Genomic DNA, 18,990 nt, shown 5'->3' on the forward strand with positions numbered 1-18,990 from the left:
GGTAGCCTATCGCCACACCGATCGGGGCGGTCGCGGGAAGAAAAACGCGGTCCGTTGCCGGTATTCGTCGAAGCCCGGCCGGCCGGCCATCAACTTCTCGGTGAGCCGGGCTCCGGTGACGTACACCAGGAAGTAGGTCATGAGCAGCGGCGAACCGACCGTCGCGAGCGACGCCCAGCCCGTGATGGTGATCAGCCACAATCCCCACCACACCGCCGCGTCGCCGAAGTAGTTGGGGTGGCGCGTCCAGGCCCACAGGCCGCGGTCCATCACCGTGCCGCGGTGGGCGGGATCCGATTTGAATGCCTTCAGCTGCCAGTCGCCGACCGCCTCGAAGGTGACGCCGACCAGCCACACCGCCACGCCCAGCACGGTGACGGCCGTCAGTGGTTTCGGCGTGGGACCGCTGACCGCCGACAACTGCAGCGGGAAGGAGACGAACCAGGTGATGAAGGCTTGCAGCACAAAGACTTTGCGTATCACCTGGGACAGCGTGGCCTCGCGCAGCATGGCGGCGTAGCGGGGATCCTCTCCTTTGCCCGCGGTCTTGCGCTGGATGTGCCAGCTGAGCCGCAGGCCCCAGATCGCCACCAGCGCCAGCAGCAGCCATCGCCTGCTCGCCTCGCCGTGCCCGAGGGTCGCGGCGACGGCGGCGATGGCCACGAAGCCCACGCCCCAGGCGACGTCGACGACGTTGTAGCGGCCGATCCGCCTGCCGATGGCGAACGTGACCGAGTGCACGACTGCCAGCGCCGCAATCGACGCACCGGATACTTCGAGGAGGTTGATCGGATTCATCTGCGGCCCTCGCGTGTGAACGTCCATTGGTAGACGTCAAGATAGCCCGACCGGAATCCGGCCTCGGAGTACGCCAGGTAAAGCTCCCACATGCGCGCGAAGACCTCGTCGAAACCCAAGTGCGTCAACTCATCTCGTTGCTGGGTGAACCGCTCCCGCCACAGGCGCAGGGTCTCGGCGTAGTGCGGGCGCAGCGAGGTCATGTCGACGGTGTGTAAACCGGTGCGCCGCTCGGTGATAGTGGAAATGGCCTGGGTGGACGGCAGCAGCCCGCCGGGGAAGATGTACTTCTGAATCCAGGTGTGGGTGTTGCGGGTGGCCAGCATCCGGCGATGCGCCATGGTGATCGCCTGGATCGCTACGCGGCCACCGGGGCGCACCAGCCGTTCGAGCGTGGCGAAATACCGCGGCCACGAGTGATATCCCACCGCCTCGATCATCTCGACCGACACCACCGCGTCGTAGCAGCCGTCGACGTCGCGGTAGTCGCACAGGTCGATCTCGACCGAGTCGGACAGCCCGGCCGCGGCGACCCGACGCCGCGCCAGGCGCTGCTGCTCGGCCGACAGGGTCACCGAACGGACCTGCGCCCCGCGGGCGGCCGCGCGGATGCACAACTCGCCCCACCCGGTGCCGATCTCGAGAACCCGGCTGCCGCAACCGACTTCGGCTATGTCGAGTAGCCGATCGATCTTGCGTCGTTGCGCGGCGGCCAGGTCGCCCGCGGCCGCGGGCAGCCGGGGGAACAGCGCGCACGAGTAGGTCATCGTCTCGTCGAGGAACGCGGCGAACAGGTCGTTGGAGAGGTCATAATGCTCGGCGACGTTGCGGCGGGCCTGATCTCGGCCGGCGCCGCGCCAGCGCGGCCGAAACGCCGGGCCGATCGGCCGCAGCCACTGCAATGCGCGCGGCACCAGATCGGCCACCGAGCTGGCGAAGACCGTCAACACCCGGGTGAGGTCGTGCGACGACCATTCGCCGGCCATGTAGGACTCGCCGAACCCGATCAGTCCGTGCCGCTCGATCCGGCGCGCCAGCGCATCCGCTCGATGAACCACCAATGTCGGGGCAGTCGGGTCCGCCGCTCCGACCACCGCGCCGTCGGGATAGACCAGCCGCAGCGGTAGGCGAGCGACCGCGCGCCGCAGCAGCCGGTCGGCGATAGCCCCGGCGAAAGGGCTCGACGGCACCGTCGCGACCGCCGGCCAGCGCTTCGAATCGATTGCCGCCGAGGGCTTTTGGATGGCCTTCAGGCTCATCGCGGTACCACCGGAAGTCGACGTAACCACAGCTTGATCCCCTGTATCCGGATGCGCGCGGCGACCACCATCGGCGCCAGCGGCGAAATGATTTGCATGATCGCGACCTGTCTGCTCGTTGCCGGACGCCGCTGTCCGCGCATGGTGGCGCTGAATTCCGGGAACGCCCGCCGGTGCTCGCGGTGCAGCGAAACGGTGATGTCGACGACGGCGCCGGGGCGGGGCGCTCGCACCAGGTAGTAGCCGTCGACTGGGTTGAACGGCGACACGTAGAACTGTTTGGCCGTGGCCACCGGAAGGTCGGCCGGGGGCAACAGGTAGGCGTGACGTTCGCCGTAGGTGTTGTGCACCTCGGCGATCACCTGACGCAGCCGGCCGTCTCGGTCATGACACCAGAAGACGCTCAGCGGGTTGAAGACATAACCGAACACGCGGGCCTGCAGCAGCGCGGTGATGCGACCCTCGGGTGTGGCCACGCCGTTCTCGGCGAAGAAAGCGCTGAGCCGTTCGCGCAGTGAGCCGCCGTTCGAAAAGTGGTCGTCGGCGCGGAATCGTGCGAACGGCCGCAGCCACCAGGGCAGCCGGGGCAGATCGTCGACGTCGACATACCAGCTGTAGCTTCGGTATTCGAACGCGTGGCGCACCGGAACCCGCCGACAGTGGGTGATCGTGGTGCGGTAGATCGCGGGTGTCAGCACTTCGGGAAGCGCGTCGGTCAGCACGCGGCCACCTCCCGGGGCCGGGTCGCCGCCGGCCAGTCGGCGCCGAGCCGGCGGGCGGCGCGCAGCCCCGACGCGGCGCCGTCTTCGTGGAACCCCCAGCCGTGGTAGGCGCCGGCGAAGACCAATCGATCGTCGCCCAGAGTCGGCAACAAGCGTTGGGCCGCAACGGATTGCGGCGTGTACAGCGGATGGCTGTAGGTCATCTCGGCGATCACCGATTCGGGTCGCACCCGGTCATGCCCGCCCAGGGTGACCAGGTACCGGCGCCGGGCATCGAGACGCATCAGCCTGCTGATGTCGTAGCTGACCACCACGCGGTCGTTGCCGGGAGTCACCAGGTAGTTCCACGACGCCCGCGCGCGGCGGTGGCGCGGCAGCACCGACGAGTCGGTGTGCAGCTGGGCCCGATTGGTGGAGTACGGAATCGCGCCCAACACGGCGCGCTCTCGCGGCGTCGCGCCGTCGAGCAACAGCAACGCCTGGTCGGGATGCACCGCGACGACGGCGGCGTCGAAAAGCCGCGGCGGGTTGTTGCCCGCCCGCACTACCACCCCGTCGGGCACCCGGCGCAGGGAGTGCACCGGCGTCGACGTCGATACCTCGTCAAGCCGGGCGGCGACGGCCCGCACGTAGGTTGCCGAGCCCCCGGTCACGGTGCGCCACGTGGGGGAGCCGAACACCGACAGCATGCCGTGGTGCGCGAGGAAGACGAATAGATAGCGGGCCGGGTACCGCAACGCGTCGTCGCCGGCGCAGGACCACACCGCCGCCACCAACGGCGTGATGAAGTAGTCGATGAAGTACGGCGAGAATCCGTGTCGGTTCAAGAAGGCGTCCAGCGTCTCGAGGCCGTCGGCATCGTCGCCCAGCAGGCGCAAGGCGGCACGGTGGAACCGGACGATCTCGGCGAGCATGCGCAGGTAGCGCGGTCGCAGCGACTGCCGGCATGCGAAGAGGCCCCGGACCCCAAGGGCGCCAGCGTATTCGAGTCCGATGTCGTCGGCCCGCACCGACATTGACATCTCCGAATCCTGGGTGGCGATGCCGAGTTCACCGAACAATCGGCACAGTGTCGGGTAGGTCCGGTCGTTGTGCACCAAGAAGGCCGAGTCGACGGCGACGACCCGCCCGTCACCGTCGTCGACGACGTGGGTGTGCGCGTGACCGCCGAGCCGCGCGTCGGCTTCGTACAGGGTGACGCGTTCGCGCCCGGAGAGGACGTAGGCCGCGGTGAGGCCGGCGACGCCGCTGCCGATGACCGCGACCGAGCGTGCGTAGGGCTGATCCACATCAGCTATTCGGAGCCACCGACCTGGCGGACGGGCTGCGGGGCGCTTACCGGTGTCTAGCCGAGGGTGAACGACCGCAAATCACACGATGTGCGTTATACAAATCACACGATGTGCGTTATCCTCAGCCGGTGGCGCAACTCACCTTCCAGCGCGCCCGCACCGAGGAGAACAAGCGTCAACGTGCGGCGGCCCTTGTCGAAGCCGCGCGCTCGCTGGCGGTCGAGACCGGAGTCGCCTCAGTCACTTTGACCGCCGTTGCCGGTCGCGCGGGAATCCACTACTCCGCGGTGCGGCGCTACTTCACCTCGCACAAGGAGGTGCTGCTGCACCTTGCCGCCGAAGGGTGGGCCCGCTGGTCGGGCACGGTCTGCGAGGAGCTGGGCAAGCCGGGGGCGAAATCGCCGGCGCTGGTGGCCGAGACCTTGGCCAACGCGCTCGCGGCCGACCCGCTGTTTTGTGACCTGCTGTCCAACCTGCACCTGCATCTCGAGCACGAGGTGGACATTGAGCGGGTCGTCGAGGTGAGGCGGAACATCGCCGCCGCCGCGGTCGCGCTGGCCGATGCCATCGAGGGTGCGCTGCCCGCGCTCGGCCGCTCCGGCGCCTTCGACATGTTGATCGCCGCATACTCGTTGGCCGCGGCGTTCTGGCAGATCGCCAATCCCCCGGAGCGGCTGACCGACGCCTATGCGGAGGAGCCCGACGCCCTGCCGCCCGAGTGGAACATCGACTTCGCATCCGCCCTTACCCGAGTGCTGACGGCTACCTGCATCGGCCTCGTCTCCGAGTCGTCATGAACAGCGACGCGCGGGTGCAGAAGGGCCGTCGAAGGGGGACTGAGGTGGCCTACGCGTTCAAGAGGCCGTGGGTCGTCGCTAACGTTAGGCTATTTAATGTTTCGCCCGTGAAGGACTTGAAGCGCCCATGACGACGACTGAGCCAAGGACCGAGCCGCTAATGAAGCAGGGCTCCGCCGACAGCGAGGGCAACGAGGTCGCCCCACAGCGCGCCAAGAAAAAGGGTTTGCTTGGCCGCTTCTGGCTGGTGCTCACGATCGCGGCTGTGGTCGCGGTGTCGGGATTCGTCGTTTATCGATTGCACGGCGTCTTCGGCGTTCACCGCGGTTCGTTCGGTGGTGGCACCTCGGGCGAGGTCCTCGACGAGTTCAACGCCAAGACGATCACGCTCCAGGTCTGGGGCCCACCGGGCAGCACGGCCACCATCAACTACCTCGACGAAAACTCCCACCCGCAGCAGGCCCTCAACGTGCCCTTGCCCTGGAGCAAAGTATTGAGTTCAACCAAGCCCGGCATTCCGGCAAACCTGGTGGCGCAAGGCGACGGCAGTTGGATCGCCTGCCAGTTCGTGGTGAACAAGCACGACGGGAGCGGTGACGTCATCAAGACTCCGAACCGCTCAAATCCCAACCAAACCGTGAACGCCTTCGTCTACTGCCTGGACAAGTCCGCATGAGCGAGCCAGCCGAGGCTCCGCCGCGCGTCGACCAGCCGCTGATCCCGCCGTTCCTGCCGCGGATGATCCACCGGCTGGCCCTGCCGATCGTCCTGGTGTGGTTGGGCATCGTGTTCATCACCAACACCGTGGCCCCGCAGCTGGAGGTCGTCGCAAAAACCCACTCGGTGTCGATGAGTCCGACGGACGCGGCGTCCTTTCAGTCGATGATGAAGGTCGGATCGACGTTCAAGGAGTTCAACTCCGATAACTCGGCGATGATCTTGCTGGAGGGCGACAAGCCACTCGGGGCCGAAGCGCACCGCTACTACGACGAGATCGTCAGGCGCGTCGAGCAAGACAAGAAGCACGTTCAGCACGTCCAGGATTTCTGGAGCGATCCGCTGACGGCGGCGGGTTCCCAGAGCCACGATCAAAAGGCCGCGTACGTCCAGGTCTACCTGGCCGGCAACATGGGCGGCGGGGAGGCGACCGAGTCTGCCTTAGCCGTCCGCAAGATCGTGGACTCGGTGCCCGCGCCGCCGGGCATCAAGGCCTACGTCACCGGGGCGGGTCCGCTGTTCGCCGATCAGTCCCACGCGGGTGAGAAGGGCGTCGCGAAGGTCACGCTCGTCACCTTCGCAGTGATTGTGGTGATGCTGCTGTTCGTCTACCGCTCGGTCGTCACCATGCTGATCATGCTGGCGATGGTGTTCATCGAGCTGGCGGCGGCCCGCGGTGTCGTCGCGACGCTCGGTAACTACGGCGTCATGGGGCTGTCCACCTTCGCCAACAACATGCTGGTGCTGATGGCGATCGCCGCCGGGACGGATTACGCGATCTTCGTGGTCGGGCGCTATCACGAAGCGCGCGGTTTGGGCGAGTCGCGCGAACAAGCGTTCTACACCATGTTCCACAGCACCGCGCACGTCGTGCTCGGGTCGGGATTGACCATCGCCGGCGCGATGTACTGCCTGAGCTTCTGCCGGCTGCCGTACTTCCAGTCGCTGGGGGTGCCGTGTGCGGTCGGCATGCTGGTCGCGGTGCTCGCGGCTTTGACGCTGGCTCCGGCGATCCTGACGGTGGCGTCATTCTTCAAGCTGCTGGATCCGAAGCGAAAGCTGCAGACTCGGGGCTGGCGTCGTATCGGCACGGCGGTCGTCCGGTGGCCCGCACCGGTTCTCGCGGTGACGATTGGGATCGCATTGGTTGGTCTGCTCGCCCTGCCCGGTTACAAGACCGACTACGACAATCGCCACTTCCTGCCGGCGGACACCCCGGCCAATGTCGGTTATGCCGCCGCGGATCGGCACTTCGACCAGGCTCGGCTCAATCCTGAGCTGTTGATGATCCAGACCGATCACGACCTGCGTAACCCGGCCGACTTCATCGTCCTGGACAAGGTCGCCAAGGCGGTCTTCCACATCCCCGGTATCGGCCGGGTGCAGACCATCACCCGGCCGTTGGGCACGCCGCTCGACCACAGCACCCTCGGTTTTCAGATGGGCGCACAAGCCGCAGGGCGGCTCCAGACCCAGCACTATCAGGAACAGCAGGCGGCAAACCTGCTCAAGCAGGCGGACGAGCTGCGCAGGACGATGGCAACGCTGCGTGAGCAGATGCAGGTCACCCAGGATCTGAGCAACACCACACACGAAACCACCAGGCTCACCAAAGAAACGGTGAAGATCACCGAGGCGTTGCGCGACGACATCGCCAACTTCGACGACTTCTTCCGCCCGATCCGCAGCTTCTTCTACTGGGAGAAGCATTGCTACGACATCCCGGCCTGCTGGGCACTCCGGTCGGTCTTCAACGCGCTCGACGGCATCGACCAGGTGGCTGAGAACATCGTGGAGCTCAGCGCGAACCTGGACAAGCTGGATCAGATTCAGCCGAAGCTGGTGGCGCTGATCCCGCCGCAGATCGAGAGTCAGCAGCGCAACCTCGACACCGTCATGTCGAACTACGCGATCACAAACGGTCTCAACGACCAGGCGAAGGCGCAGGCCGACAACGCCACCGCGCAAGGCGATGCCTTCGACAAAGCGAAGAACGACGACACGTTCTACCTTCCGCCAGAGGCGTTCAACAGCCCGGATTTCGCGCGAGGTCTCAAACAGTTCATCTCGCCGGATGGGCGCGCCGTCCGGCTGATCATCTCCCATGAAGGCGACCCGGCGAGTCCCGAAGGCATCCGCCACATCGAACCGATCAAGCAGGCGGTGCACGAGGCGATCAAGGGCACGCCCTGGGAGGGCGCCAAGGTCTACCTCGGCGGTACCGCCGCGACGTACAAGGACATGCACGACGGCTCCAACATCGACCTGCTGATCGCCGGAATTGCCGCCGCCACACTGATTTTCATCATCATGCTGGTGATCACCCGAAGCGTCGTGGCGGCCTTTGTGATCGTCGGTACGGTGTTGCTGTCCCTAGGCGCCTCATTCGGACTCTCCGTCCTGCTGTGGCAGTACATCCTGGGCATGAAGTTGCACTGGATGGTCCTGGCGATGGCGATCATCCTGCTGCTGGCGGTCGGCTCCGACTACAACCTGCTGCTGATATCGCGGTTCAAGGAGGAAATCCACGCCGGGCTGAAGACAGGGACGATCCGCGCGATGGCCGGTTCGGGCTCGGTGGTGACCTCCGCCGGTCTGGTGTTCGCCGCGACCATGGCCACGTTCATGTTCAGCCCGCTGCTGGTGATGGCCCAGGTGGGTACGACGATCGCGCTGGGTCTATTGTTCGACACCTTGATCGTGCGGTCGTTCATGACACCGTCGCTGGCCACCCTGCTCGGGCGCTGGTTCTGGTGGCCGCAGCACGTGCGACCCCGGCCGGCCAGCACCATGCTGCGGCCATACGGACCGCGTCCCGCCGTGCGCGAGTTGATCGACGTCGATGAGCCCCCGGCGGGCGGATTGGTACAAGCGCGCTGATCTTACGTCGGTGTGCGCCGAAAGGCGTTGAGCATACGGTGTTTGAACGCTTCGTCGAAAACCCGGTAGGTATCGCGCAGCCGATTTCCCGGCCAGTCGTCCGAGATGAAGTGCGTCGGCAGTAGCGGGTCGAGTTGCAGGTGCCGGACGACGGCGATCGACAACGCGAATTGGAAGCGGAAGCTGGCGCTGGTGTCGTCATGGTTTAGCGCGGGGCCGTCGAGTTCGGCCCGCATGGCGCCGGCCAACCGCTTCGCCTCACTGGCCCAATCATCAAGGGAAAACAGCGATCTCACGGTGTCGTCAGCGATCGTCGAGGCGGCCTTGTGGAAATGGACGCATTGGCGGTCCAGGACGCTGCGCATGGTCGGGAGTCGTTGCGGGTCAAGGTTATCCGGGCGCATCCACACGCCCTCGCGAAGTTCGGCCAAGTGCAGCGCGGTGGCGGCCTTACGCAGCTCGAGCCGCTCGGACGGCGGCCGGCGCTCGGCCGAGACGACGGCCAGTTCCCACGTTCCATCCCAGCCGCGGGTGGCCACGTCCGGGATGCGCGAGGCGTCGTCGACGCGTTCGCGTCGTTCCAGCAAGTGTCCCGCCAGGGCGTAGGTCCCGTCGTCGCTGGTGAGTTCCCCGCTGGAGACCATGCGCCACAGGCACGTGCGCGCGGCGCCCCCGCTGATGCCGAACAGTGAGGCCACCGCGACGAGCTCGGCGGCGGTGAGCCGAGGTTGGTCGGCCCCCAGTAACGCGCTCGCGAGTACCGAGCGCGCGCTGAGCGCCCGGTCTCCGACTACCGCGGCGACCTCGGAACGGTTATCACGAAACGATTGACGCGTGACGGGCACAGTGTGATACTTCCAGACTATGAGCACTCCGACAAGATCTCCGGTAGCCCCGGACGTGGAGATCGTCCGGCGGATCCTTTCCCATATCGACGCGGGAACCACCGACGAGGGCGAGGTGTGGCGCGAGCCGGTCCGCAACTACGTGGATCCAAGCCGATTCGCCGAGGAGATGCGGGTGCTGCGCGCCTACCCGAGTGTGTACCTGCCCTCGGCGGCCATCCCCAACGTCGGCGACCACGCCGAACGCACCACCTTTGGGGTGCCACTGTTCGCCGTGCGCGGCCGCGACGGCCGGTCCCGGGTGTTCCGCAACGCATGCCGGCACCGGGGGCTGGCCCTCGTCGAGGGTCGGGGCTGCTCGCACGCGCTGGTGTGTCGCTACCACGGCTGGACGTATCGGCTGGACGGCTCGCTGTCACACGTTCCGCACGACGAGGCGTTCCCCGATCTGGACATGTCGGCCCGCGGCCTGGTCGAGGTGGAAAGCCGCGAGGTGGACGGCCTGATCGTCATCGACGCCCTCGATCCACCGGCAACCGACTCGGGGCGACAGCGTGCCGACGATGCCATGGCGGCCCTGTCCGACGGCAGCCCCTGGCGCGACAAGCTGCTGCCGGCCGAGAGGCTGGTGTTGGTGAACGCCACTGCGCGGCAGATGAATTGGAAAGTCCTCGTCGAACAGTTTCTGGAGGGCTATCACATCCGCTCGACGCACAAGGACACGTTTTTCCCGCTCCAGTACGACGATCTCACCGTCGTCGAATCGTTCGGCCCCAATACTCGAATCACGTTCCCGTACCGCAACATTGAGCGACTTCGCGATCGTCCCGAATCGGCGTGGAACATCGATGCCCGGGTGACCTACGTGTATCACCTGTTCCCCAATGTGATGATTGCGACGTTCCCCGACCAGACGATATTGATCGTGATCGACCCGGTGGACGTCGCGAACTCCGTCGTCTCCCTCTACGCGATGGTCACGCCCGCGGTTGCCCAGAAGCTGTGGAACGCGGGCGACGCCGAGCCGCGGGCGCGCAGTCTGCTCGATGCCGGTGCCTTAGAGGACAACGAGATGTCCGAAGGCGTGCAGCGCGGTCTGCACGCCGGGGCGAACACCTTCCTGGAGTTCGGGCGCCACGAAAGCGCGATCGGTCGCTTTCACGCGACTCTGGATGCGCGGCTGGCGCGCGTCGGCTAGCTGCGAGCGCTGACCCGAGTACTAGGCCCAGTTCCAGACCGACATGTCGCCGGGCGGGTACTGGTTGCAGATGTCGGTGGCCTTGGCCACGACACCCTTGTTGTTGAAGAAGATCTTCATGTGGTTGGGCCAGGCCACCCACAGCGGATCGGAGACGGGCGCATAGAAGTTTTCGGAGTAATTCCTGCGGTCCTCCGGCGACAGCGAGTAGAACCAGTGCGCCTTGTCGATGGTCGCCTGCTGGACGTTCGGGTGGTTGTTGAAGTCGATCATGTACCGCTGGTAGTACACCGGGCTGGTGTCCCTGGACGCCGCGAGGATCTGCTCGGCGTCGCAGGTGGTGTTGATCATCCGGCGCGGGATGGGGAAATCTTCGGTGGAATCGGCCGCCGCGGTGGTCGGGACCGTCGCAGCGGCGAAGCCCAGGGCGAGGAACATGGCGCCTGCACGCAGGCTGGTGCTGAGCCGAGACATAGTGGCTACGGTAGCACTTCCCGGGTGGCGAAGGACAGGCGGTAGCGAATTCGTAACCTATCTTACTAAGTACCGCTATCAGGGACGATGACGTGTGAGGGGTCCGGGCGGAGCTCCGGCGGGGCCTGGCTGTAGTCGCCGAACGGGCCGTCGCGGCGCTCGACCGCGGCGCGCACACCTTGGGTTTCGGCGGTCCTGATGAAGTCGAGGGCGTCGGGGGTATTGCGCATCAGGCCGTCGAGAATGCCGCCCAGCACCTGGGTCGACGCCAGGCCCATGTTCTCGTAGGCCTGGTTGACGATCAGCTTCTGCGCCCGCAGTTGGGACAGCGGGATGCGGGCCAGCTCGGCGGCGATCTCGGCCACGCGAGCCTCGAGTCGCTCGAACGGCACCGCCTCGTTGATCAGTTCGACCTCGGCGGCCTGGACTCCGGAAAGGGGCCGGCCCGTCAACGAGTGCCATTTGACCTTGGCCAGGCTCAGCCGATACAGCCACATGCCGGTCAGGTAGGCCCCCCACATGCGGCTGTACGGGGTGCCGATCACCGCGTCCTCGCTGGCGATCACGATGTCGGCGCACAGCGCATAGTCGCTGGCCCCGCCCACACACCAGCCGTGTACTTGCGCGATGACCGGCTTGGACGCCCGCCAGATGGCCATGAATTTCTGAGTCGGCCCGGTCTCGCGGGCGCTGACCATCGCGAAATCCTTACCCGGGTCCCACTTGCCGTCGGTCATCATGGCTTCGCCCCAATGCTGGAAGCCGCCGCCGAAGTCGTAGCCGCCGGAGAATGCGCGGCCCGCGCCGCGCAGCACGATGACCTTGACCCCCGGGTCGCGCTCGGCCCGGCCGATGGCGGCCTCGATCTCGTCGGGCATGGGCGGCACGATCGTGTTGAGGTGCTCGGGGCGGTTCAGCGTGATGGTGGCGACCGGCCCGCCCGTCGTGTACAGCAGCGTCTCGAAGTCTGGTGTCGACATGGCTCAAGCGAAGCCGCTTGATGGTGATGTGTCTAGCGGTCAGAACACTGCTTCACTTGCGGAGCAAGAGTTCGACGCCAATCTCCGCGTTCCGAACTTCCTTTTCCCGGAAAGCAACGTCGGTGAGCATCCGCTCAAACTGCGCTCTCGTATAAGCCCGTCTAAGCAGCATGAACCGAAACGCGGCGAGGGTCATCCAGCGTTCGACCGTGCCCAGCCCCACCGTGTCGAAGTGCTTTTTGATTTCGGACATCGGCACGTCCTTGCGCAAGTCGACGACCAGCGCCATGCCGCCGGGGCGCAACACGCGGTACATCTCCTGCAGTGCATGGTGCGGCTCCGAGAAATTCTTGAACGCCGCACTACATGTCAGAAGATCGAAGCTCTCGTCCGGGAACGGCATCGCTGAGGCGTTGCCGTGGCGGAAGTCGACCTCGACGCCCGCCTCGGCGGCATTCTTACGCGCCAGCTCCACCATCGTCCGGCTGATGTCGAGCCCGGTCACGCGATAAGCTGCGCCCTTTGCCATTTCGACCGCGAAGTAGCCGGGGCCCGGTGCCACTTCCAGCATGTCGCCGCCTTGCGGCAGCAACTCGCGCACACGCGCAGCCAGCGCTCGGAAGCGCTCCATGTCCTTGCGCGTGCTCTTGTCATACCAGCGGGCGATGGCGCCCTCCATCCCCATTCCCCGGTACCCTTTGGTCGTCACGGCCGCCACGCGAAGCACTCCTTTGCGGGAATGTATCTTAGTAAATAAGATAGTTAGAGAGTAGGCGAACTGAAGCCGATGTCAAGCTCAAACCGCGCCGCGTTGCACGAGACCGTGATCCGCTGCCTCAGGCAGTTCATCGCCGGAAGCATTCTCAACAACCAGCAGATCGCCGACAGGTTGGGCTTGCGCCTCACCGATATGCAGTGCATCAACGTGCTCGACTTGCTCGGTCCGTCGACCCCTGGCGAGCTGGCCCGCTGCACTGGGCTTACCACGGGCGGCGTCACGGTGATGCTCGACCGACTGGAGAAAGGCGGCTATGTCAAGCGGCAGCCGAACCCGCGCGACCGCCGCAGCATTCTGGTGCGTTTGAATCCTGCGAAGTTAAAGAAAATCCGGGCCGTCTATGCGGAGATCGAGCGGCAAATGGAGACCCTCCTGCATGGAATGCCAGAACCCGAACTGCGCTCAGTCGTGAAGCTGTTCTCAAAAATGAACGAGTTTCCGATGGAACACCCTCGTCGCGTGACTGTCGCGCACAACAGAGTTGAAGCGGCCGGTTCTTGACCGTAGTGGTTGGCGTGATGGCGTCGAATTCCCATCGCCAAGGTAACCCAGGGGATGTGGGCTAGCGCTCCTCATCGGGTGGGTCGGACTGGCGGTTCTCCGGATTCCATGCATAGATCCGGTCGCCGATCTTCAGATAAGGCGATGCCAGGTAGGCCGATCCCACCACGATGGCGGTGAAGATCAGCGTCGTCATGACGGCGTTCGGCCAGAGTTTGCCCGTCCCGAAGGCAAAGAAGATGATGCCCAGAGCCGAGGTCCCCCAATAGAAGTAGCGGGCCTTGCGGCGCTCGGCGATGAAGCGAAAACGTATCTGCGCCCAGCCGGCGGCGATCAGAACCAGCCCGGCGAAGACCAAGCCGAGTTCGATGATGTCGACGATCTTCATGCCTTGCCTCCCAGGGTCCGCCAGAGGAACGAGTAGCTCAGCGCCGACTTGAACGCGACCTGCTCGTTGTCGGCCGCGCCGGCGTGCCCGCCCTCGATGTTCTCGTAATACCAGGCCCGGTGGCCCGCGGCCTGCAGCGCCGCCGTCATCTTGCGGGCGTGGCCCGGGTGCACCCGGTCGTCGCGGGTCGACGTGGTGAACAGCACCGGCGGATACGTCCGGGGCGAGATGTTCTGGTACGGCGAATATTTGGAGATGAACTCCCAGTCGTCGGGGTTGTCCGGATCGCCGTACTCGGCCACCCAGGACGCGCCCGCGAGCAACAGGTGATAGCGCCGCATGTCCAGCAGCGGCACATCGCAGACCAGCGCGCCGAACTTTTCCGGGTATTGGGTCAGCATGATGCCCATCAGCAGACCGCCGTTGCTGCCGCCGCGCGCGCCGAGCTGCTCGACCGTCGTGACGCCGCGGCGCACCAGATCGGTTGCCACCGCCGCGAAATCCTCGGCCACCTTGTGCCGGCCCTCGCGCATCGCCTGCGTGTGCCACCCGGGCCCGTACTCGCCGCCGCCGCGGATGTTGGCCATCACAAAGGTCCCGCCGCGGGCCAGCCACAGCCGGCCCAGCACGCCGTCGTATCCGGGGGTCCTGGCGACTTCGAAGCCGCCGTAGCCGCTCAGCAAGGTGGGGCCGGGGCCGTCCGCATTGCCGGGGCGTACCACGAAGTACGGGATCGACGTTCCGTCGTCGGAGGTCGCGAAATGCTGTGCCACGGAAAGATTTTCGGCATCGAAGAACGCCGGTGCGGATTTGATCGGGTCCGGTTGCCTGTCGCCGGCGCCGCGCAGCAGCCGCGACGGAGTGACGAATCCGCTGGAGTCGAGGAAGAACTCGTCGCCGGTGTCGTCGGCGGTGACGACGACGGCGTTGGTGGCGGCCGGGATGCCCGGCACCGGCTCGCGCCGCCACGCGCCCGGCGTGGCGATCTCCACGCGGCTCGCCACGTCGGCCAGCGTGACGATCAGCAGGCGGTCTTTCGTCCACGCGTAGTGGTTGAGCGCGGTGTGCTGGTCGGGCTCGAACACCACCCGCAATTCGGCTGTGCCGGCAAGGAATTCGTCGTAGTCGGCCGCGAGCAGCGAACCCGCGCTGTAAACCGTGTCGCGGAAGTACCAATCGGTGCGCAGCTCGATCAATATCCACTCGCGGTGGATCGACACGCTGGCGTCGGTGGGCGCGTCGATGCGTATCAGCTCCGCGCCGCGTAGCTCGTAGACCTCGTCGTTCCAGAAGTCGAGTGCGCGAAGCAGCAGCGTGCGCTCGAAGCCGGGTGTCCGGTCCGCCGAGGCGAATACGCGGACGTCGGAAGGCGTGCCCTCGAACACGGTCTGTGCGTCGGCCAGGGGCGTACCCCGCCGCCACCGCTTGATCACGCGGGGATAGCCCGATTCGGTGAGCGAGCCGACGCCGAAATCGGTGCCCACCAGCACGGTGTCCGGGTCGGCCCAGGAGACCTGCGACTTGGCCTCGGGCAGCTCGAACCCACCGGCGACGAATTCCCTTGTCGTCATGTCGAATTCGCGGACGATGGACGCGTCCGAGCCGCCCCGCGACAGGGCGATCAGCGCGCGCGTGTGGTCGGGTTCGATGACGCCGGCGCCGGCCCACACCCATTTCTCGTCGTCGGTGCGACCCAACTCGTCGACATCGATCAGCACGTCCCACTCGGGGGAGTCGGTGCGATAACTGTCCAGGGTGGTGCGCCGCCACAGCCCGCGCGGGTTGGCGGCGTCGCGCCAGAAGTTGTAGAGGTACTCGCCGCGGCGAACGACGTAAGGGATTCGGGTGTCGGTGTCGAGCACCTCGAGCGCCTCGGTGCGCAGCTCCTCGAACCGCGCATCGCAGAATTCGGCGAGCGTCGGCTCGTTGCGCGCCCGGACCCAATCCAGCGCCTCCTCGCCGGTGACGTCCTCGAGCCACAGGTACGGGTCTTCGGCCGAGAGGTCGGCATCGGCAGCCTTAGTCATGGAAGCCATTGTGGCCCCGGCGGTAGTGTGAGCTGTATCGCAGGAGGACAGAACGAGGAGCCGAGCAGATGACTGTTTTCGCACGTCCAGGTGCCGCCGGGGCATTGATGTCGTATGAATCCCGGTACGAGAACTTCATCGGGGGCCAATGGGTCGCGCCAGTGGGCGGCCGCTATTTCGAGAACCCGACGCCGGTGACCGGTCAGACGTTCTGCGAGGTGGCCAGGTCCGACGAGGCCGACGTGGAAAAGGCGCTCGATGCCGCGCATGCGGCCGCACCCGCCTGGGGCAAGACCGCGCCCGCCGAGCGAGCGGCGATCCTGAACAAGATCGCCGACCGCATCGAGGAAAATAAGGCCGCGCTGGCGGTGGCCGAGGTGTGGGACAACGGCAAACCGATCCGGGAGGCGCTGGCCGCCGACATCCCGCTGGCCGCCGACCACTTCCGGTATTTCGCGGCGGCGATCCGCGCGCAGGAGGGCTCGCTGTCTCAGATCGACGAGGACACCGTCGCCTACCACTTTCACGAGCCGCTGGGCGTGGTAGGCCAGATCATTCCGTGGAACTTCCCGATCCTGATGGCCAGCTGGAAGCTGGCGCCGGCACTGGCGGCCGGCAATGCCGCGGTGCTCAAGCCCGCCGAGCAGACCCCGGCGTCGGTGCTCTATCTCATGTCGCTGATCGGCGACCTGCTGCCGCCCGGGGTGGTCAACGTGGTCAACGGGTTCGGCGCGGAGGCCGGCAAGCCGCTGGCGTCGAGCAACCGGATCGCCAAGGTCGCCTTCACCGGGGAGACCACCACCGGGCGATTGATCATGCAGTACGCGTCGCAGAACCTAATCCCGGTCACGCTGGAACTCGGCGGCAAGAGCCCCAACATCTTCTTCTCCGACGTGATGGCCGCGCACGACGATTTCCAGGACAAGGCGCTGGAGGGCTTCACGATGTTCGCCCTCAACCAGGGCGAAGTGTGCACCTGCCCGTCGCGCAGCCTGATCCAGGCCGACATCTACGACGAGTTCCTGGAGCTGGCGGCCATCCGCACCAAGGCGGTCCGGCAGGGCGACCCGCTGGACTCCGAGACCATGCTGGGTTCGCAGGCCTCCAACGACCAACTGGAAAAGGTGTTGTCCTACATCGAGATAGGCAAAGACGAGGGCGCCAAGATCATCACCGGCGGAGAGCGCGCCGAGCTGGGTGGCGACCTGTCCGGCGGCTTCTACATGCAGCCGACGATCTTCGGGGGCAACAACAAGATGCGCGTCTTCCAGGAGGAGATCTTCGGGCCGGTGGTCGCCGTCACGTCGTTCAAGGACTACGACGACGCTCTTGCCATCGCCAACGACACCCTCTACGGCCTGGGCGCCGGCGTCTGGAGCCGCGACGGCAATACCGCCTACCGGGCCGGCCGGGATATCCAGGCCGGCCGGGTGTGGGTCAACTGCTATCACGTGTACCCGGCGCATGCGGCGTTCGGCGGCTACAAGCAGTCCGGCATCGGCCGGGAGAACCACAAGATGATGCTCGACCACTACCAGCAGACCAAGAACCTGATGGTGTCCTATTCGCAGAAGGCGCAAGGATTCTTCTGATGGTCCCGCGGGTGGTGATCACCGCGGATGCCGCCGAGCTGCTCGGGCAGCTACAGGCCCGGCACGGCCCGGTGATGTTCCATCAGTCCGGTGGCTGCTGCGACGGGTCGTCGCCGATGTGTTACCCGCTCGGCGATTTCCTCGTCGGCGATCGCGACGTGTTGCTCGGCGTGCTCGACGTCGGGGCCGACGGGGTTCCGGTGTGGATTTCGGGTCCCCAGTACGAGACCTGGAAGCACACGCAGTTGGTCATCGACGTGGTGCCCGGCCGCGGCGGCGGGTTCAGCCTGGAAGCGCCCGAGGGGGTGCGATTCCTGTCCCGCGGCCGCGTGTTCACCGAGCAAGAGCAGGCGTCGTTGGCCACGGTCATCACCGGCGCCGGCTACGAGCGCGGTGAGCGGCCCGCGACACGGGGTCCGGTGGTCGCCGACGCGGCATTGGGGACCTGCCCAACCGCAGTACAGTCGAGAAAGTGATTCCCCTTCCGCGTCCGTGGCTGCTGGCCAGTGCCATGCTGATCGGTTGTGCGGTCGGGTTATTGGCGGCCGTGGCGTTCACCGTCGTGGACCATCCGAGGGTCCGCCCGGACATCGCGATCGCACTCGTGGTGGGCGTTCCCAGCGTGATCGGGCTGCTGACGATCGTGCTGTCGGGGCGGCGCTGGGTCACGGTGGTCGGCGCGTTCATCCTCGCGGTAGCGCCGGGGTGGTTCGGCGCGCTCGTCGCTCTGCGGGTGGCGGCCGGTGCCTGACGTGCCTGATGAGGACCGGGAGTCTCATCCGCAGACCGAGGCGTTCGTGCCGGACTTCTCCGACGACACCGGCTCGCAGCCCGTTCCCGTTGTCGCCGAGCCGGAAGCGCCCGAGCCGGAAACGCCCGCACCCGACACGGCCCCGGAGGAGGACACCGAGCGGGACGGCGTGAGCGAAGCCGGCGGTGCGCCGGTGCAGCCGGTCGCCGTTCCCGGCCGCTATCACTACCTGAAGTGGTGGCAGCTGGTTCTGGTGCTTCTCGGCGTGTGGGCCGTGGGGGCCGTCGTCGGCCTGGGGCTGTTCTATTGGTGGTACCACACCATCGACAAGGCGCCCGCGGTGTTCGCGGTGCTGGTCTACGTCGTCGCCTGCGTGGTGGGCGGTGTGATGCTGGCGATGCACAGCAGGCCGCTGATCTCGGCGCTGTCGATCGCGGTGATGTCCGGGCCGCTCGCCGCCGTCGCCGCCGCGGCGCCGCTCTACGGCTACTACTACTGCGAGCGGGTGGGCCACTGCCTGATCGGCGTCATCCCGTACTAGGCAGCGCCGGTCAGCTCGGATGGTCGCCGGTCGTGATCATGCGGACGCTGTACCAGCCCCAGTACACGCGGTGGCGCCAAATCAGTCCGTGGTGGATTTCCATCACCTCGACGATGTCCATCTGCTCTCCGTCACTGGCCTGCCGTGGGTATTCCCAGGTCAGTCTCGTGCCGTCGGAGAGAAATCCGGTGCGGTGGCGGCGACGCTGCGGCGGTTGGTGCTCGAACACCCGCGTGACGAAACGGCGCAGCGCGTCACGGCCGCGCACGACGCCTTCCGCGGTGCCAAGCAGGTAGCACACTAGCGGGCTTTCCAGTGTCGCGTCCGGGTCATAAAGCGCCATCGAGGCGTCGATGTCCTTGGCGCCCAAGGCTTCATCCCAAGCGTGGAAGATGCGCTCGATCGCCTCGGTGGACCCGGTGTGCGGGGTGGTCACAGTTCCTCCTCGGA

At 66.3% G+C, this 18,990-nt stretch carries 20 protein-coding genes; 9 read left to right on the plus strand and 11 right to left on the minus strand.

What is annotated here, in order from left to right:
• Positions 1 to 6: 6 nt before the first annotated feature.
• Genes A5747_RS18180 through A5747_RS18195 form a run of 4 tightly spaced genes read right to left on the minus strand, consistent with a single transcriptional unit; the run spans position 7 to position 4,068 of the window.
• Positions 7 to 798: a DUF1295 domain-containing protein gene (locus A5747_RS18180; RefSeq protein WP_076126764.1), complete on the minus strand. Its 792-nt coding sequence runs from the start codon at positions 796 to 798 to the stop codon at positions 7 to 9.
• Positions 795 to 2,057, minus strand: a complete 1,263-nt coding sequence (locus A5747_RS18185; protein ID WP_076126767.1) for a class I SAM-dependent methyltransferase — start codon at positions 2,055 to 2,057, stop codon at positions 795 to 797. The genes A5747_RS18180 and A5747_RS18185 overlap by 4 nt, the downstream gene beginning before the upstream one ends.
• Positions 2,054 to 2,776, minus strand: coding sequence for a DUF1365 domain-containing protein (locus A5747_RS18190; protein ID WP_369805136.1), 723 nt, complete (start codon positions 2,774 to 2,776; stop codon positions 2,054 to 2,056). Before A5747_RS18190 ends, A5747_RS18185 begins: the two co-directional genes overlap by 4 nt.
• Positions 2,773 to 4,068 carry an NAD(P)/FAD-dependent oxidoreductase gene (locus A5747_RS18195; protein WP_076126770.1) on the minus strand — a complete coding sequence of 432 codons (1,296 nt, stop codon included), beginning with the start codon at positions 4,066 to 4,068 and terminating at the stop codon, positions 2,773 to 2,775. Before A5747_RS18195 ends, A5747_RS18190 begins: the two co-directional genes overlap by 4 nt.
• Before the next feature lie 113 nt (positions 4,069 to 4,181).
• On the opposite strand from A5747_RS18195, the gene A5747_RS18200 reads away from it, so the two are divergent.
• From A5747_RS18200 to A5747_RS18210, 3 genes are all read left to right on the plus strand, one after another.
• On the plus strand, positions 4,182 to 4,868 hold the full coding sequence (locus A5747_RS18200) for a TetR family transcriptional regulator (RefSeq protein WP_076126773.1): 687 nt from the start codon (positions 4,182 to 4,184) through the stop codon (positions 4,866 to 4,868).
• A 127-nt stretch (positions 4,869 to 4,995) separates the two neighbouring features.
• Positions 4,996 to 5,544 carry an MmpS family transport accessory protein gene (locus A5747_RS18205; protein WP_076126776.1) on the plus strand — a complete coding sequence of 183 codons (549 nt, stop codon included), beginning with the start codon at positions 4,996 to 4,998 and terminating at the stop codon, positions 5,542 to 5,544.
• The gene (locus tag A5747_RS18210; protein WP_076126779.1) at positions 5,541 to 8,465 is read left to right on the plus strand and encodes an RND family transporter; all 2,925 of its coding nucleotides are present in this window, start codon (positions 5,541 to 5,543) and stop codon (positions 8,463 to 8,465) included. The genes A5747_RS18205 and A5747_RS18210 overlap by 4 nt, the downstream gene beginning before the upstream one ends.
• Before the next feature lie 2 nt (positions 8,466 to 8,467).
• On the opposite strand, the gene A5747_RS18215 is transcribed toward A5747_RS18210, so the two are convergent.
• Complete coding sequence (locus A5747_RS18215; RefSeq protein WP_076126781.1) at positions 8,468 to 9,310, minus strand: PaaX family transcriptional regulator C-terminal domain-containing protein; 843 nt, start codon at positions 9,308 to 9,310, stop codon at positions 8,468 to 8,470.
• Positions 9,311 to 9,329: 19 nt separating this feature from the next.
• Here A5747_RS18215 and A5747_RS18220 point away from each other — a divergent pair, with 19 nt between their 5' ends.
• Complete coding sequence (locus tag A5747_RS18220) at positions 9,330 to 10,508, plus strand: SRPBCC family protein (protein WP_076126784.1); 1,179 nt, start codon at positions 9,330 to 9,332, stop codon at positions 10,506 to 10,508.
• Between the two features lie 21 nt (positions 10,509 to 10,529).
• Here the strand turns inward: A5747_RS18220 and A5747_RS18225 are convergent, their stop codons facing one another.
• From A5747_RS18225 to A5747_RS18235, 3 genes are all read right to left on the minus strand, one after another.
• The gene (locus A5747_RS18225) at positions 10,530 to 10,982 is read right to left on the minus strand and encodes a DUF5078 domain-containing protein (RefSeq protein ID WP_076126786.1); all 453 of its coding nucleotides are present in this window, start codon (positions 10,980 to 10,982) and stop codon (positions 10,530 to 10,532) included.
• Between the two features lie 65 nt (positions 10,983 to 11,047).
• The gene (locus A5747_RS18230) at positions 11,048 to 11,962 is read right to left on the minus strand and encodes a crotonase/enoyl-CoA hydratase family protein (protein WP_076126788.1); all 915 of its coding nucleotides are present in this window, start codon (positions 11,960 to 11,962) and stop codon (positions 11,048 to 11,050) included.
• Between the two features lie 52 nt (positions 11,963 to 12,014).
• Positions 12,015 to 12,680 carry a class I SAM-dependent methyltransferase gene (locus A5747_RS18235; RefSeq protein ID WP_233148080.1) on the minus strand — a complete coding sequence of 222 codons (666 nt, stop codon included), beginning with the start codon at positions 12,678 to 12,680 and terminating at the stop codon, positions 12,015 to 12,017.
• A 69-nt stretch (positions 12,681 to 12,749) separates the two neighbouring features.
• On the opposite strand from A5747_RS18235, the gene A5747_RS18240 reads away from it, so the two are divergent.
• Complete coding sequence (locus A5747_RS18240; protein ID WP_076126792.1) at positions 12,750 to 13,241, plus strand: MarR family winged helix-turn-helix transcriptional regulator; 492 nt, start codon at positions 12,750 to 12,752, stop codon at positions 13,239 to 13,241.
• Between the two features lie 61 nt (positions 13,242 to 13,302).
• Here the strand turns inward: A5747_RS18240 and A5747_RS18245 are convergent, their stop codons facing one another.
• Both A5747_RS18245 and A5747_RS18250 read right to left on the minus strand, forming a co-directional pair.
• A complete protein-coding gene (locus tag A5747_RS18245; protein WP_076126795.1) occupies positions 13,303 to 13,629 on the minus strand; it encodes a hypothetical protein in 327 nt (108 codons plus the stop codon).
• Positions 13,626 to 15,656, minus strand: a complete 2,031-nt coding sequence (locus tag A5747_RS18250; RefSeq protein WP_076126797.1) for a prolyl oligopeptidase family protein — start codon at positions 15,654 to 15,656, stop codon at positions 13,626 to 13,628. Before A5747_RS18250 ends, A5747_RS18245 begins: the two co-directional genes overlap by 4 nt.
• A 68-nt stretch (positions 15,657 to 15,724) precedes the next feature.
• On the opposite strand from A5747_RS18250, the gene adh reads away from it, so the two are divergent.
• The 4 genes from adh to A5747_RS18270 are packed head-to-tail and all read left to right on the plus strand — an operon-like array spanning position 15,725 to position 18,540.
• Positions 15,725 to 17,248 carry an aldehyde dehydrogenase gene (adh, locus tag A5747_RS18255; protein ID WP_076126800.1) on the plus strand — a complete coding sequence of 508 codons (1,524 nt, stop codon included), beginning with the start codon at positions 15,725 to 15,727 and terminating at the stop codon, positions 17,246 to 17,248.
• Entirely contained in the window at positions 17,248 to 17,724 is a 477-nt protein-coding gene (locus A5747_RS18260; RefSeq protein ID WP_076126803.1) for a DUF779 domain-containing protein, read from the plus strand. The genes adh and A5747_RS18260 overlap by 1 nt, the downstream gene beginning before the upstream one ends.
• Complete coding sequence (locus A5747_RS18265; RefSeq protein ID WP_198938217.1) at positions 17,721 to 17,999, plus strand: putative holin; 279 nt, start codon at positions 17,721 to 17,723, stop codon at positions 17,997 to 17,999. Before A5747_RS18260 ends, A5747_RS18265 begins: the two co-directional genes overlap by 4 nt.
• Complete coding sequence (locus A5747_RS18270) at positions 17,992 to 18,540, plus strand: hypothetical protein (RefSeq protein WP_369805133.1); 549 nt, start codon at positions 17,992 to 17,994, stop codon at positions 18,538 to 18,540. The genes A5747_RS18265 and A5747_RS18270 overlap by 8 nt, the downstream gene beginning before the upstream one ends.
• Before the next feature lie 10 nt (positions 18,541 to 18,550).
• Here A5747_RS18270 and A5747_RS18275 read toward each other — a convergent pair whose 3' ends face one another.
• Positions 18,551 to 18,976 (minus strand): nuclear transport factor 2 family protein, encoded by a 426-nt coding sequence (locus tag A5747_RS18275; protein ID WP_076126807.1) that lies wholly within the window; start codon positions 18,974 to 18,976, stop codon positions 18,551 to 18,553.
• Positions 18,977 to 18,990 lie beyond the last annotated feature (14 nt).

This window comes from Mycobacterium sp. IS-836 (genome assembly GCF_001954275.1).
GTDB lineage: Bacteria > Actinomycetota > Actinomycetes > Mycobacteriales > Mycobacteriaceae > Mycobacterium.

Excerpts from the sequence above, each read along its gene's own strand:
- A5747_RS18180 (WP_076126764.1), bottom strand. The coding sequence starts at position 798 with ATGAATCCGATCAACCTCCTCGAAGTATCCGGTGCGTCGATTGCGGCG.
- A5747_RS18185 (WP_076126767.1), bottom strand. The coding sequence starts at position 2,057 with ATGAGCCTGAAGGCCATCCAAAAGCCCTCGGCGGCAATCGATTCGAAG.
- A5747_RS18205 (WP_076126776.1), top strand. The coding sequence starts at position 4,996 with ATGACGACGACTGAGCCAAGGACCGAGCCGCTAATGAAGCAGGGCTCC.
- A5747_RS18210 (WP_076126779.1), top strand. The coding sequence starts at position 5,541 with ATGAGCGAGCCAGCCGAGGCTCCGCCGCGCGTCGACCAGCCGCTGATC.
- A5747_RS18220 (WP_076126784.1), top strand. The coding sequence starts at position 9,330 with ATGAGCACTCCGACAAGATCTCCGGTAGCCCCGGACGTGGAGATCGTC.
- A5747_RS18225 (WP_076126786.1), bottom strand. The coding sequence starts at position 10,982 with ATGTCTCGGCTCAGCACCAGCCTGCGTGCAGGCGCCATGTTCCTCGCC.
- A5747_RS18230 (WP_076126788.1), bottom strand. The coding sequence starts at position 11,962 with ATGTCGACACCAGACTTCGAGACGCTGCTGTACACGACGGGCGGGCCG.
- A5747_RS18240 (WP_076126792.1), top strand. The coding sequence starts at position 12,750 with ATGTCAAGCTCAAACCGCGCCGCGTTGCACGAGACCGTGATCCGCTGC.
- A5747_RS18245 (WP_076126795.1), bottom strand. The coding sequence starts at position 13,629 with ATGAAGATCGTCGACATCATCGAACTCGGCTTGGTCTTCGCCGGGCTG.
- A5747_RS18250 (WP_076126797.1), bottom strand. The coding sequence starts at position 15,656 with ATGACTAAGGCTGCCGATGCCGACCTCTCGGCCGAAGACCCGTACCTG.
- adh (WP_076126800.1), top strand. The coding sequence starts at position 15,725 with ATGACTGTTTTCGCACGTCCAGGTGCCGCCGGGGCATTGATGTCGTAT.
- A5747_RS18260 (WP_076126803.1), top strand. The coding sequence starts at position 17,248 with ATGGTCCCGCGGGTGGTGATCACCGCGGATGCCGCCGAGCTGCTCGGG.